The sequence below is a fragment of the Acinetobacter tjernbergiae DSM 14971 = CIP 107465 genome (genome assembly GCF_000374425.1).
GTDB classification, from domain to species: domain Bacteria; phylum Pseudomonadota; class Gammaproteobacteria; order Pseudomonadales; family Moraxellaceae; genus Acinetobacter; species Acinetobacter tjernbergiae.
This window is the reverse complement of the sequence record NZ_KB894374.1, coordinates 42,630-55,729: the sequence shown is the minus strand read 5'-3', so window position 1 is coordinate 55,729 and position 13,100 is coordinate 42,630. Positions and strand designations below refer to the sequence as shown.

The window sequence follows — 13,100 nt, the reverse complement described above, 5'->3', positions numbered from 1 at the left end:
AGTGATTTGATTTTATGTGATGTATTTCACATTAATCGATAATAGTGTTATTTGAGTTTGCTTTTCTGTCAATTCTAACAATTGACGGTGTAATTGTTTAATACAGATTAATGAATGATTTTAGTGATTGAATATTAAAACAATTCAATTTTAACAAAGAATAAAATATCAAAAATAATAATAGAGAATTAGAAGAATAGAGCTGACATTTTTTGTCCTGATTTAATTTGTGATATCAGTGAATTAAAAATTATTTTTCTCGATTTACAGTTTAAAAAATGACTTAAAACTTAAAGAAGTTTATAAGTTTTGTTATTGGTTTGAAAATAAATATTAAGCAATTTTATTTTTATTTTAAAGGTATAAATATCAATGATTTGTGGTTTTATTCTAATTGTAAAAAGTTACTTTTAAATTAAAATGATCAATCTATCACCATTTGATTTTTTTTTATTAAAAAATACTTATCAATTGGGGAAAAATGCGTATAATGCCCTCCATCAAATATGCGCTCATAGCTCAGCTGGATAGAGCACTTGGCTACGAACTAAGGGGTCGGGAGTTCGAATCTCTCTGAGCGCACCAATTTGAATTTATCAAAAGATAAAATAAAAAAACCGCTTAAATGCGGTTTTTTTGTGCCTTATATTTTTGTTTTAATTTTTTGTACAAATACCGTATTGCCACCAACAGCAGGCAGTACATCATGATAGGGCAGACTGCGCATCGCTCTTAACAAAAAGGGTGCTTTTTCATCAATTTTCATTGAGCTAGTGATTTTAAATAAACTCCCTTGATTCAATTCTGTAGCAACCATTTTTCCTTTAATAAATCGTAAATCACCCCCATTGGCATAAAAGTTATTTTCAACAGTATTTGGATAATTAAAATAAAGCTTGAATGCAAAAGGAATATTAATCACACCTAAGCCAACATTTACTTGAATATTTGCATCTTGACCTTGATTTTGGATTGGAGAAGTGCTGATTTTTTTGACTTGTCTAGGAAATAATTCTTGATAGGCCAAAGGACTCAACCATTTGTGTAATTGTTGAGGTGATTGTTTATAAAATTGATAGGTTGTGGTGAAGCGCATGGTTTCCCGCCCATGCGTATACAGCATACTGGTTGGGACATGTAGATAGCTGACAGGCTGTTGAGCATTTTGACTGAGTTGTGCAATTTTGGCGAGTTGAGCTTCATTTAATTGTGGACTTGGAATTTGCCCTGAATTTAGTGCAACAACATTTTGTTTAATAAAGCGTGTTCGCAACGATTCTAGGATAAAGGCATTGGTTGAACTTGGAATACCTAATTTTGCTTCAGGAATTGCATTTAGAATCTTCTTAAAAATAAATCCCTTAGGTTGATTTAAATCGCCCCATTGGGTGAGCGTAATTAAGGTTCGATGATCATCTAAGGCGAACCATTCAAATTTTCCCACGCCATATGGAATGGGGGAATCAATCGCTAAACTGGCAATACTATTCGATTTAATCTGATGTTGTAGAGTGACATCTTCATTAAAGTTGAGAACTGGGATAGGCGTTGGGATTGAGACCTGATATTTCATTTTTATAATATTGCCTGATTGTTCCAGTGTCTTTGCAGATTTGAGTGTTGGAAACAAACCGACATATTGATTAAAGTCGGTTAATGTCTTGGCAACTTGTTGTACATTGGCAGGTACGATGAGTGCAGCAGATGTAAAGCTTACACTCGGTTGTGAGTTGCTTTTGAGGGTAGGCACATTGGTTTTGGTATTGGGATGTGGGTAAATAAAAATATTATTTTGTGTATAACTTGCTAATAGTTGTGGATTATTTTGAAAAGGTTGTAAAGCACTCGGAATATTGTCATTCCATGTGATGATCTGTGCAAAACAACTTTGCGTTATGCTGAAAAAAATGGCTGTACATATAAATCCATTCAAATAAAACATCACATTCCTTTGATTTTTCTTAGTGATATAGTCAATGGCATCCATCAGTAAAAGATAGAGCCTTGCTATTAATAAAAGTTTTTGTGTTTAAAAAACAGTCGTATTGTGTAAAACTTTCTTGGGCATCGAAATCTTAGACAAAGAATTATCTCTGCAAGTAAATACTTATAGCGGTTAATGTTGATCAGTTAAGCGTAATTTCATTATTACTGATTGATAAATCTTTCCTAGTTTTTAAATGAGCTGATGTACAAGCATTCAGAAAGATAAAAACTTAAACAATAAAAAATGATTGTATTAAAGGGTTTTACTAAGATGGTTTTTAAGTGAGAAAACCGTGGATGGATTCAGAGTTAGAAATTCCATCTTTTTGTTCAAAAGGAACTTAGAGTAGTGCTACGCCATATTTGAATTTTGTATCAAATCGCTATAAATCTGATTTACGCTCAAGTCATTTATGTTCTAATAGATCAGTTTTTTCAAGTCTTAGAAATCTAAAATGTCTGAACAACGTCCAACTGTATCTGTGCGCTATTATCTTAATTTAGAAGAATCACAAGATGGTTTTGCTCTTGTCACCTTTGGTAAAAAGACCTTTAGTCGTTTTCTAACACCCGTCATTAGTGTTGCGATTATGCTATGGGGAATCTATTTAGGTTTCACCGGTGTGGGACGCTATTACGTTGCACTTGGTGCTTTTTTTCTGATTATGCAGGGGTTAATGCGTTATTGGCTCTTACCGATGCTGTTTAAGCGTCAGTTCGTTCGCTATCAATTTGGAAAAAGTGAGCAAGGTCTTGATCTATATCAGGATCATTTTGAACTCTATGCAACAGGTAAAAAACAAACAGCGCAGTATGCTGAGGTACAATCTTTTGCAATAGGTAAACTGACTTATATGTTAGAGCTGAAAAACCATACGGTCATTATTGTTCCAAAGCGTGCATTCACTGATCCAGCAGATCAAACCAAATTTGAGAATAGTTTTAAAAAATAACTTCATTCGCGATTTAAGGAATAAGGAGCTTTCATGAGCACGCGTCCATCAAAAATTGTTTGTGTTGGCAGAAATTATGCTGAACATGCCAAAGAGTTAGGGAATGTAATTCCTGATCGTGCGATCTTATTTATCAAGCCACCAAGTAGCCTCGGCGCTTTAGCACAAGGCATCCGTTGGAATCAGGCGTTGGGGGAGTGTCATTATGAGTGTGAAATCTGTTTGCAAATAGCACACCCTTTGTCTAAAGAAATGGATAAAGCCAAAGCTTTAGAAGCAGTGGGGGCGGTGACACTTGGTTTAGATTTAACGCTGCGTGATTTGCAGAGTGACTTAAAAGCTAAAGGTGAGCCATGGGAACGTGCCAAAGCATTTGATGGTGCATGTCTATTGGGTGATTGGATTGAAGCAGATGAAATTGGTGATTTACAAGAATTAGAATTGATTTTAAACATCAACGGTATAGACCGCCAGCATGGTTTTAGCAAGGATATGATTTGGGATTTTGGGGCTTTACTAGTCGAAATCAGTCAATCTTTTAGTTTAGAAGCTGGTGATGTGATTATGACAGGTACACCAGCAGGTGTTGGTGCATTAAAACCAAATGATCAATTGACCATGAAATTAATTACCCAATCTGGTGAATATGATTGGGATACCTTTGTAAAAGCATAATCATTCATAAAATGGCGCTGATATAGCGTTATCAGCGCCATTTTTATTTTTTAAGAATATGAGAAAAATAGAATGAAAAAATGGCTATATTTGGCGCTATTTTTAATGACGAGTATGAGCCATGCCAAACAATTGGCTTTAAGTTTTGATGATGGCGTTAATCCTGATTTAAATGTTCAAGCAGTTGCCATTAATCAGAAAATTTTAGAGCAGCTTAAACAACATCAGCTCAAAAGTATGATTTACCCAAGTGTGATTAAAATTGGTGACTATGCTGGATTACAGTTAGTCGCAGCGTGGGGTAAACAAGGGCATCGAATTGGCAATCACAGTGAATTGCATCTTAATTTGAATAAAGAAAATATCAGCAGCCAGCAATATATTGAAGGGATTCAACGAGCAGAACAAGTATTTCAACCTCTGTATGGTTGGGTGGCAAGATATCGCTATCCTTTCTTAAAAGAGGGAAACACAGCGGAAAAACGTGATACCGTTGCCCAATATTTAAACCAGCAAGGTTATCAATCAGGAGCAGTCAGTATTGATGCGAGTGACTGGTTTTATAATTTGAAATATTTGTCTTATCAAAAACAAGCACAAACAGATTACATGGAGAAATTAAAGCAGGCGTATATTACTCATTTGCTCGACCGAGCTGCTTATTATGATCAGTTGGCTGTTCAGACGATTGGTTATGCACCAAAGCATGTGCTGTTACTCCATGTCAATGCGATCAATGCCGCTTTTCTCAATGATGTAATAGATGCATTTCAAAAGCAGGGTTGGCAATTTATTAATAGTGAGCTTGCTTATACCGATCCGTTGTATCACCAACATGCAACCATTCTGCCCGCTGGTGAAAGTATTATCTGGTCATTGGCAAAACAAAAAGGTAATGCACATTTACGCTATCCAGCCGAAGACGCGCCGTATGAAGAAAACAATTTAAAGCGTTTTGATTTACCGTAGTTTAGCTTCCTTGATAAAGCTTCCGAAATTGGTCAGGAGTGAAGTGCATCCAGCGTTTAAACATATAAATAAAAGCTGAAGAACTGGCATAGCCTAAATCTAAAGCAATATTTTCAATGGTTTTACCTTGGTTCAGCATTGACATAGCTTTCATGACTTTCAAACGTTGTCGCCATTCATGTAGTGACATGCCAAGTTCTTTTTGGCTATACCGTGCCAATGTGCGTTCGGTCATATTGATCATCTTTGCGAGTTCATCTAGCGTACTGTTATCAGCAGGGTATTCATGTAAATGATTCAATATCTTGGCTAAAGCTGGGTGTTGAGTCGTTGGCAAATAACTTCCAACCAATTCCGCATGGCTGAGTGAATCTAAGAGGACTTGGAGCAATCTTAAATATTCAGGATCATTTTCTGTGAGTGGATTTTTCCGAATATGTTCGAGTAGTGCGGGAATCAACGGAGCTGTTAATAAAATACCTGCTTGCTGTGGCATAAGTTCGCACAATGTTTCATGTACATACAGTGTGCAGTGCGTGACTTCATGTCGATTAATCCCACTATGTTGCATGTGTGGAGGCAACCAAATGCCATAGGGAGGTGGGGTTAAATAGTGAATTTGATCAATATTAACTTCAAGCACACCATCAAACGCATAGATAAATTCTCCCCAAGCATGTGCGTGTTCAGGATAAAACGTCTCGGCAGGTGCGTCCCGAATCCGTAGCCATAATGGGGCTGGAATATTATTGTAGGCAGGAATTTCCTGAAAATCTTGGATCCTTTGAGCTGCTTTTTTCATAAGATAAGAATTGCCTGAAAACACGCATCTATTGTCAGATTTTCACTATATCATGAAAATCTGACAGCTATATATTGACTCTCTTGTTCTTGGGTTGGGAGTCGATTATGGCTGAGCGTAAAGCATTGGATTTGAAAGCTTCTGGTTTAATGATGTTTGTTTGCATCGTTCTTGGGCTACAACAAGTCATGTTAAAAATAGCTGCTCCTGATATTTCACCCTTGATGCAAATGGCTTTACGTTCAGGCTTAGCGGCTGTTTTGGTATCGCCGTTATTATTTATGCAGCCATTTCCTACGCTATTTGCAAAACAACATCTCAAAGCTGGTATTGCAGTTGCCACCTTATTTGCTTTGGAATTCTTTTTTGTGGCTGAAGCATTACGTTTTACCTCAGCCTCTCATACGATTGTACTGTTATATACAGCGCCAATTTTTACCGCTTTAGGTTTGCAATGGAAGTTTCCAGAGGAGTGTTTAAGTCGACTGCAATGGGGAGGAATAGGCCTCGCATTTGTTGGAATTTTAGTGACTTTTATACATCCCCAACAAAGTATGAATTCCGATTTTCAACAGATATTATTCGGTGATTTCTATGCCTTACTCGCAGGCATTTCATGGGCAGCAACGACGATTCTGATTCGCTTTACGGTACTTTCACATACGCCTGCGATTCAAACTTTATTTTATCAATTGTCAGGTGGCTTTATTGTGCTGTTGGCAATGGCAATTTGGACGAATCAAACAGCCATACATTTTACACTTTTGGCCATAACGGGCTTGGCGTTTCAAACTTTATTGGTCGCCTTTACATGTTTGTTGCTGTGGTTTTGGTTATTGAGAAATTATTTAGCATCACAGTTAGGGGTATTTTCATTCTTAACTCCCTTGTTTGGTGTGGTCTTTGGTGTGTGGCTATTAGGTGAAAAAATTGAACTAAACTTTGTGATTGGTTCGGCTTTGGTTTTGTTGGGCATTATTGTTGTGAGTTTCCAAGGTCGGATAACTAAATAATTATAAGACCTCTTTGAGAGGCCTTATAATTTTAATAACCTAGATTTGTGCCACGTGGACTTGAATAAGCACTATCAACTTGGTTTTCTAAGTGAATGGAATGAGTAGATTTGCGTGTTTGCTTATGACTGATATATGCCGCAGAATTATCCCAGGTACGTGCTGTTTTAATTTCATTTGAGTCAATATGATAAAAATAAGCATTGTTGTATTTGGGATTTTTATATAGAGGAGGGTAGTTTTTTATAGGCGAATAGAGGACATTTTTTTGTCCATGATGTTCTTGGATGATCCCCTTTAAATCACGATAGTTTACGATCTGTATTGCTAGGAGATTTCCTTGGCTAGCAGCTTTTCTATACCATTTCATCGCACTATAAGGGTCTTCAATAAGTCCTTTGCCTAAATCATACATCCACCCAACCGTATATTGAGCTTGAACATCACCTTTTCTAGCCTGTAATAATAACCATTGAGAAAATAAGGAATTATCATTGTCCATCAAATCACTAAGAAATTGATTTGCCTCTTGATTACCATGAAGTGCTTGGTTGTGAAACCATTCAAAAGCGTGGAAATCACCTTGTTCAGCTGCTTTTTTAAACCAGATCATGCTTTGTTTTTTATCAATATGAGTTCCGATTCCTTGAAAATACATCTGTGCAAGATGTATTTGAGCCTCAGCTTTTCCTTGTTTGGCAAGTTTTGCAGTATTTTTAAACTCTCTTTCTGTAGGTGAGCTACAAGCAGATAGACTTAAACAAAAAATTAGTATTGTAAGTAATAGTTGGGCTTGCTTCATTTTTATAAATATAATGAAAAATCATGTAGCTAAATTATAATCAAAGATCAGTTTTCAGTTGAGTCATTTAGATAAGTGGTGATGCCTTTGATGTGACATCACCATCGTAAATTCTATTTCTGCTCAAAAATAGTCGATAGAGGAATGGAAAGTTTGGCGGCTAAATAGTCGTTACTTTCAATCAGAGATGGACCTAAGCGTTCCATCCACTCATCATCTTGATGGATATTGGCGACATCAGGACGTAATGGTAGGGGATAAGGAAGTGCTGTGAAAAAGCTCCAAAAATCAACTTGAGCAAGATTTCTGACCAATACATATTCATCATTATCGGTTCGTCTTACTAAATTTTGCTGTTCTAGCTGTACGATGTACGCAGGTAAGCGACCTAATTCACCACGTCCAATAATATTGAGAAGTTCTTGCTCACTGACACTTTCTCCAATTTGCTGTTTTTTATAAAACAACTCCAATATGTCCAATAACATTAAGATAGGATGACGCTTTTGCTCCTTATCTGAATGAAAAGCAGTCAATGCATAACTCACTTCCACGCCCAATAAGATAATGTTCCAAGACAAATAAATCCAAAGTAGAAAAATCGGAACAGCAGCAAAAGCACCATATACAATTTCATAACTGGTGAAATTGCTCATGACCCAACCAAAAAAACGTTTTAAAACTTCAAATACCGTTGCACTAAAACATGCTGCAATCACCGCGGAAAGAATAGGGACGCTACGATTGGGGATAGTCCAATATAAAATGAAAAAACCAATAATCGTAAGTAGAAATGAAATAAGCCATAACAATAGAGAGCCATCTAACTGATAGCCTGCAAAATTATTACTGAGAATATTCATTGAAGCGACAGTGGAAGAGAGGACAAAAGCACTACCTAGAATAATTGGACCCAGAGAAATTATTGTCCAATAACGCATAAAACCAACAAGACCTGTTCGAGTTTCTTTGACACGCCAAATACGGTTAAACACATTTTCAATAGATGTCAGCATAAGTACAGTGGTCACAAACAGAAACAGCACACCAATAATGGTGAGATTACTGGATTTATCTGTAAATGCGTTTAAGGCTTTGTCAAAGGCGATGGTACTTTTAGGTAGAAAGTTACTATAAATCAGTTGCTGTAATTGTTGTCGAGCAGGCTCTAAGGCTTTAATCGAGGAGATAATGACTAAGAAAACGGTCAGCATCGGAACAACGGCAAAGAGCGTAGTGTAGGTCAAACCACCTGCTTGTTCTCGACAGCGATCAGCTTCGAAACGTCGTAACACAAACACAATAAATTGAAACCATGTTTTTTCTAAAAAAGGCAGTTTTTTTAGATAACGATTTAAGATCATGGGTTCTATCCTAGTTATTTTTAATAAAATCCTGTGTAAGCACAGGATTGACTACAGCTCAAAAGATGAAAAATGTCGTATAGTGTTCTTTTTAACAAAATTCATTAAAGTGATGCAACCTTACGTTCTTGTTCTTTATTACAGTAAATATGGTTCAACTCGAGAAATGGCACATTTAATTGCCGATGGAATTGAATCTTCTGGCATGACAGCTCGTATTCGAACTGTTCCTAATCTCTCAACTGTCGTGACGCAAGCAGAGCCAAGCATTCCAGCAGATGGAGATATTTATTGTACTTTAGATGATTTGACGTATTGCTCTGGTTTGGCACTCGGTTCACCTACTCGCTTTGGTAATATGGCGAGTGAGATGAAATACTTTTGGGATCAAACGACGAGTTTATGGTTGAATGGCGCTTTGCACAATAAACCTGCATGTGTCTTTACGTCATCGGGTTCGATGCATGGTGGGCAGGAAAGTACTTTACTCAGCATGTTACCGCCATTGTTCCATCATGGTATGTTAATTATGGGATTGCCCAATTCAATTCCAGCCTTGTCGAACACTAAAACAGGTGGTACGCCGTATGGGGCAAGCCATGTCAGTGGTCCTCGCCATGATCAAAACCTAAGTGCAGATGAGAAAATCTTATGTGCAGCGCAAGGTAAACGCTTGGGTGATGTCGTGAAAGCTTTGCTCGGGAATGTTTAGATCTAAAAATGGGAGCATCTGCTCCCATTATTTTATTTTTTAATTTGCCAATCGTAGATTTTTTTCTGATAGGCATACCACATCATCCACAGTCCAATCAGTAACATTGGAACTGTGAGAATCTGACCTTTGGTCATCCAACCAAGTAGAATGAAACCTTGATCTGCATCGGGTTGGCGGAAGAATTCCATAAAGAAACGGGCTACCCCATAACCCATCAGGAATAATGCTGAAACTGCCATACGAGGATGCGGTTTAGCGCTAAACCACCAAAGTATGATAAATAGAATCAGACCTTCACAAAGTGCTTGGTAAATTTGTGACGGATGGCGAACTAAGCCCAATGGATCAGTTGGAAAAATCATACCAAATGCATAGGTGGGATCTTCAACTTGACGACCATACAACTCGCCACCAATAAAGTTACCGATACGACCAAACATCAAACCTGTAGGTACACATGGCGCAATAAAGTCCAAGGTTTGAAACCATGTCTTTTGATATTTCTTACACCAAAATAACATGGCGATCATGACACCCAAGAAACCACCATGGAAGCTCATACCGCCAGTCCAGACTTGGAATAACCAAAGAGGATGTTCTAGAAACTTGCCAAACTCATAAAACAAGACATAGCCGATACGACCACCAAGTACCACGCCTAAAGCACCATAAAACACCAGATCGGAGACCATGTCGGCAGTCCAACCATCACGTTGTTTAGCGCGATAAGAGGCTAAGCCCCAAGCACATAAAAATGCCAAGAGATACATGAGTCCGTACCAATGCACTTTGACTGGTCCCAAGCTCAGCGCAACTGGATCAATATTTGGATAGGTCAGCATTGCTGTTCCTCAATTTAGAATTTGAAATTAAGTTTTGAGCAGATTGTAGCGGAATGATGTGAAAAATGTTGTACATTCAATGTGTAAAGATGTGAGAACCGAATTAATGTGTATTGTCGCTTTTGCATGGCATGTTCTTGATGATATGCCGTTGTGTTTAATTTCAAATCGTGATGAGTTCTATTATCGCCCCAGTGCTGTCTTACATCAGTGGGAAGCAAGTTCGATTATTGCTGGGCAAGATTTACAGTCAGGTGGGACATGGATGGGAGTGACTGAGTCTGGGCGTTGGGCCATCGTGACTAATTTTCGAAATGGACGAGATAAAAATCAATATTCAACTTCACGTGGGCATTTAATCCAGTCTTTTTTAGAAAGTGATTTAGCCCCCATCCGTTTTGCACAACAGTTAGAACAGCAGCAACAAGATTATGCAGGGTTTAATTTATTTGTCGGTGATCGAGAGCAAGCCGTTTATATCAGTAATCGTGGTGAAGCGCCACAAGTCTTAGCGAATGGTGTTTATGTTGTTTCCAATGGTTTAATGTCTGAAGATTGGGAAAAAACCAAACATTTGCGGAAACGTTTTACTCAAGAATTTTTACCAATGTTACAACAAGCGAGGATTACTGAATCTGATTTGCAATATTCCGTCTGGGATATTCTGGAAGATGAACGCAAAATCATTCCAGATTTGTTGCCAGATACAGGAATAACTGTGGAAATGGAAGAATTATTATCTTCAACGTTTATCCAAAGTCCTATTTATGGAACTCGATGTTCGAATTTTTTAACTATGACGGATAGCGAATGGAAATGGGTTGAGAAAACACAGCAAGGTGAGCAGCAGGGTGGTGTCGTAGAAGTGAAAACTGATCTCTTGAAATAAAAAAATACCGACAATGATGTCGGTATTTTTATTTCAACCTAGCTTATTTTTTATTTTCAGCTTTTTTCTCAATTGATGGTAAAACATCGGCTGTGATATAGCCTACACATGCACTGTAACCCGCATTATAGTTTTCTAAAACCTTTGCTTTTAATTCAGCAGAGAGTTTTGAGCTATCTCCAGGATGTTGGAAATTACTCATGATATAGGTCCAACCATTTACCGAATCTACAGCATGTAGACCTGTTGATTCTGCACCTGCAGGTGTAGACAAAATTCGATCTAAAGCTTTAGTATCGACATTATATGCCCATAAGAAGTTGTTGGTATGATTACCGCTATCTTCACCAATGAATAATGTACGGAAAGTTTCAGAATATTTAAGGTTGTCAGGGCTGGCAATATTATTTGGATCTGCCGTATTACCTAAGCTATCTGCACTGATATCTGTACCCATAAGTACCATGTGACTTTGATATGGTGTCCATTCACTATTGATCACATTATTGAGATGATCAATTTGACTGCCTTTTAGGTCGTGAGCAAGTACACCGCCTGCTTTAAGTGTGCTCTTAAATTTAACATTATGTGCTGCAACCCAACTAGATTTGCCTTCAATCATTGAATCTTGAATATTCGCAAGTGCTGAGTAAGCAACTTTATCTTTAATATTAACTGTAGTACCTTCCATTTTCGTAAAACCCATACTACCGCCTTTTAGAGCTGCGTAGCGATGCGTTTCAAGGAATGCTGCTGCAAGTTCAATTTCTTCTTTAGTGAAACCATTATTGGCATCTTTAAGTTTGATCCATAATGGTTTTCCATCAAGAATAATCTTTGTATAGCCAGTTAAATCAGTTGGAGCAATAGCTAAGCTTTCCATAATGTTTTCGGCTTTTATCCCTCGAACATTAATTAGGTCTTCAATAGCCTTGCTATTAGTGTGACCGAGTTTGATCCATTTAATCGTAGCTGTGGATGTTTCATTTAACTCGGTTGTATATTTTGCAACATATAATGTACCAGCAGATAAGTCTTTTTCTTTATCTGCAATGAACATAAAGAAACCACCATTTGTATAATCATCGCCCATAATTACAGTGCGATTATCTGGCATAACTTCAATCAATTCATGTGAGATACGACCTAAACAGTAGTGCTTAATTGCTTTAGCACGACCTTTGCCATCAAGAATAATCTCTGGCAAATGACCGTAGTTATAGGCATTTGCAGTATTTTCATTACCATACAAGTTTTTACTATATGCTCTTAACGTTGCAAGGTCAGAACCAATTTGGTCAAATGCATCTGGTTCATATTCTTCACTTGAAAGATGTGTATTCCAAGGAGAAAGGCTAGCGCCACATGTAATCCATAAGCCGTGAACTTTAGACATATCAACGTTAAAGTATTTTTTCAATGCAAGATGGCCAGTTTTTGGGTCTTGATCCAATGTTAATACTGCAATTGGTGATGGCAATTTACCGTACATATTTTGCTTAGCAAGGTTCTTCGTTGTATATTCAAATTGAACAACATGGAAGACCGGATTCGTGACTCCAGATACAGAAGCACCATCTATATGAATTAAAGATGAACCATCTGGAGAGTCAGAGAAGAATTGGCGTTCTTGACCGACTACAGAAGTATCTTTAATCGGTTGATTATTAATATCATAATAACTACCCGCAATGATTTTTCCACCATCGATATTATCAACTTGCATACCAGTACGGAAAAACTCCTGATAACCCAATTTGTACTCTGTGGTTGTATTATCATCCCATGTAATGGTCAAACCAGATTTAACAGAAGTTGTCGCCATTTCTGTTACTGTTGAAGGTGCCGCCATAGGCGTAAATTTCGCATTTTTAAATTTAGCTACTTTTACTGGTGGAGTTACAACACTGTTGTTGTCATCATTGCACCCTGCTAATGCAGCTGCAGTACCCATTGCCCCTAGTGGTAAAAACGGAACACCCGCGAACCATTTCAAAATATCACGACGACTTGGCTGATTTGTATTGGCTGTCATAATAAATCCATATCTTTAATAAATGGTAAATAAATCCTGATTGATTCTATGGAGT

12 protein-coding genes and 1 tRNA gene are annotated in these 13,100 nt (G+C 37.4%); 7 read left to right on the top strand and 6 right to left on the bottom strand.

Annotated elements, in window-relative coordinates; all coding sequences use genetic code 11:
* The first annotated feature begins 508 nt into the window (after positions 1-508).
* Positions 509-585, top strand: a tRNA-Arg gene (locus C502_RS0115035).
* A gap of 58 nt (positions 586-643) precedes the next feature.
* Here C502_RS0115035 and C502_RS0115030 read toward each other — a convergent pair.
* Positions 644-1,942 carry an SRPBCC family protein gene (locus C502_RS0115030; RefSeq protein ID WP_018679623.1) on the bottom strand — a complete coding sequence of 433 codons (1,299 nt, stop codon included), beginning with the start codon at positions 1,940-1,942 and terminating at the stop codon, positions 644-646.
* Positions 1,943-2,441: 499 nt separating this feature from the next.
* On the opposite strand from C502_RS0115030, the gene C502_RS0115025 reads away from it, so the two are divergent.
* The 3 genes from C502_RS0115025 (at position 2,442) to C502_RS0115015 (ending at position 4,583) form a co-directional block, all read left to right on the top strand.
* On the top strand, positions 2,442-2,939 hold the full coding sequence (locus C502_RS0115025) for a YcxB family protein (protein WP_018679622.1): 498 nt from the start codon (positions 2,442-2,444) through the stop codon (positions 2,937-2,939).
* 33 nt (positions 2,940-2,972) lie between these two features.
* Positions 2,973-3,614, top strand: a complete 642-nt coding sequence (locus tag C502_RS0115020) for a fumarylacetoacetate hydrolase family protein (RefSeq protein ID WP_018679621.1) — start codon at positions 2,973-2,975, stop codon at positions 3,612-3,614.
* A gap of 72 nt (positions 3,615-3,686) precedes the next feature.
* On the top strand, positions 3,687-4,583 hold the full coding sequence (locus tag C502_RS0115015) for a polysaccharide deacetylase family protein (RefSeq protein ID WP_018679620.1): 897 nt from the start codon (positions 3,687-3,689) through the stop codon (positions 4,581-4,583).
* A gap of 1 nt (position 4,584) precedes the next feature.
* Here C502_RS0115015 and C502_RS0115010 read toward each other — a convergent pair whose 3' ends face one another.
* A complete protein-coding gene (locus tag C502_RS0115010; protein WP_018679619.1) occupies positions 4,585-5,385 on the bottom strand; it encodes an AraC family transcriptional regulator in 801 nt (266 codons plus the stop codon).
* A gap of 107 nt (positions 5,386-5,492) precedes the next feature.
* On the opposite strand from C502_RS0115010, the gene C502_RS0115005 reads away from it, so the two are divergent.
* On the top strand, positions 5,493-6,398 hold the full coding sequence (locus C502_RS0115005; RefSeq protein WP_018679618.1) for a DMT family transporter: 906 nt from the start codon (positions 5,493-5,495) through the stop codon (positions 6,396-6,398).
* 31 nt (positions 6,399-6,429) lie between these two features.
* Here C502_RS0115005 and C502_RS0115000 read toward each other — a convergent pair whose 3' ends face one another.
* On the bottom strand, positions 6,430-7,200 hold the full coding sequence (locus C502_RS0115000; RefSeq protein WP_018679617.1) for a tetratricopeptide repeat protein: 771 nt from the start codon (positions 7,198-7,200) through the stop codon (positions 6,430-6,432).
* Positions 7,201-7,313: 113 nt separating this feature from the next.
* A complete protein-coding gene (locus C502_RS0114995) occupies positions 7,314-8,564 on the bottom strand; it encodes a YihY family inner membrane protein (protein ID WP_018679616.1) in 1,251 nt (416 codons plus the stop codon).
* A gap of 112 nt (positions 8,565-8,676) precedes the next feature.
* On the opposite strand from C502_RS0114995, the gene wrbA reads away from it, so the two are divergent.
* Positions 8,677-9,276, top strand: coding sequence for an NAD(P)H:quinone oxidoreductase (gene wrbA / locus C502_RS0114990; protein ID WP_023274732.1), 600 nt, complete (start codon positions 8,677-8,679; stop codon positions 9,274-9,276).
* Positions 9,277-9,308: 32 nt separating this feature from the next.
* Here the strand turns inward: wrbA and lgt are convergent, their stop codons facing one another.
* Entirely contained in the window at positions 9,309-10,121 is an 813-nt protein-coding gene (gene lgt, locus C502_RS0114985) for a prolipoprotein diacylglyceryl transferase (protein WP_018679614.1), read from the bottom strand.
* 106 nt (positions 10,122-10,227) lie between these two features.
* On the opposite strand from lgt, the gene C502_RS0114980 reads away from it, so the two are divergent.
* The gene (locus tag C502_RS0114980) at positions 10,228-11,010 is read left to right on the top strand and encodes an NRDE family protein (protein WP_018679613.1); all 783 of its coding nucleotides are present in this window, start codon (positions 10,228-10,230) and stop codon (positions 11,008-11,010) included.
* Between the two features lie 43 nt (positions 11,011-11,053).
* Here C502_RS0114980 and C502_RS0114975 read toward each other — a convergent pair whose 3' ends face one another.
* Positions 11,054-13,045 (bottom strand): PhoX family protein, encoded by a 1,992-nt coding sequence (locus C502_RS0114975; RefSeq protein WP_018679612.1) that lies wholly within the window; start codon positions 13,043-13,045, stop codon positions 11,054-11,056.
* Positions 13,046-13,100 lie beyond the last annotated feature (55 nt).

Bases quoted from the DNA above. Each gene is read 5' to 3' on its own strand.
- wrbA (WP_023274732.1), top strand. From the start codon at position 8,677: ATGCAACCTTACGTTCTTGTTCTTTATTACAGTAAATATGGTTCAACT.
- lgt (WP_018679614.1), bottom strand. From the start codon at position 10,121: ATGCTGACCTATCCAAATATTGATCCAGTTGCGCTGAGCTTGGGACCA.
- C502_RS0114980 (WP_018679613.1), top strand. From the start codon at position 10,228: ATGTGTATTGTCGCTTTTGCATGGCATGTTCTTGATGATATGCCGTTG.
- C502_RS0115020 (WP_018679621.1), top strand. From the start codon at position 2,973: ATGAGCACGCGTCCATCAAAAATTGTTTGTGTTGGCAGAAATTATGCT.
- C502_RS0115000 (WP_018679617.1), bottom strand. From the start codon at position 7,200: ATGAAGCAAGCCCAACTATTACTTACAATACTAATTTTTTGTTTAAGT.
- C502_RS0114995 (WP_018679616.1), bottom strand. From the start codon at position 8,564: ATGATCTTAAATCGTTATCTAAAAAAACTGCCTTTTTTAGAAAAAACA.
- C502_RS0114975 (WP_018679612.1), bottom strand. From the start codon at position 13,045: ATGACAGCCAATACAAATCAGCCAAGTCGTCGTGATATTTTGAAATGG.
- C502_RS0115005 (WP_018679618.1), top strand. From the start codon at position 5,493: ATGGCTGAGCGTAAAGCATTGGATTTGAAAGCTTCTGGTTTAATGATG.
- C502_RS0115015 (WP_018679620.1), top strand. From the start codon at position 3,687: ATGAAAAAATGGCTATATTTGGCGCTATTTTTAATGACGAGTATGAGC.
- C502_RS0115025 (WP_018679622.1), top strand. From the start codon at position 2,442: ATGTCTGAACAACGTCCAACTGTATCTGTGCGCTATTATCTTAATTTA.
- C502_RS0115030 (WP_018679623.1), bottom strand. From the start codon at position 1,942: ATGTTTTATTTGAATGGATTTATATGTACAGCCATTTTTTTCAGCATA.
- C502_RS0115010 (WP_018679619.1), bottom strand. From the start codon at position 5,385: ATGAAAAAAGCAGCTCAAAGGATCCAAGATTTTCAGGAAATTCCTGCC.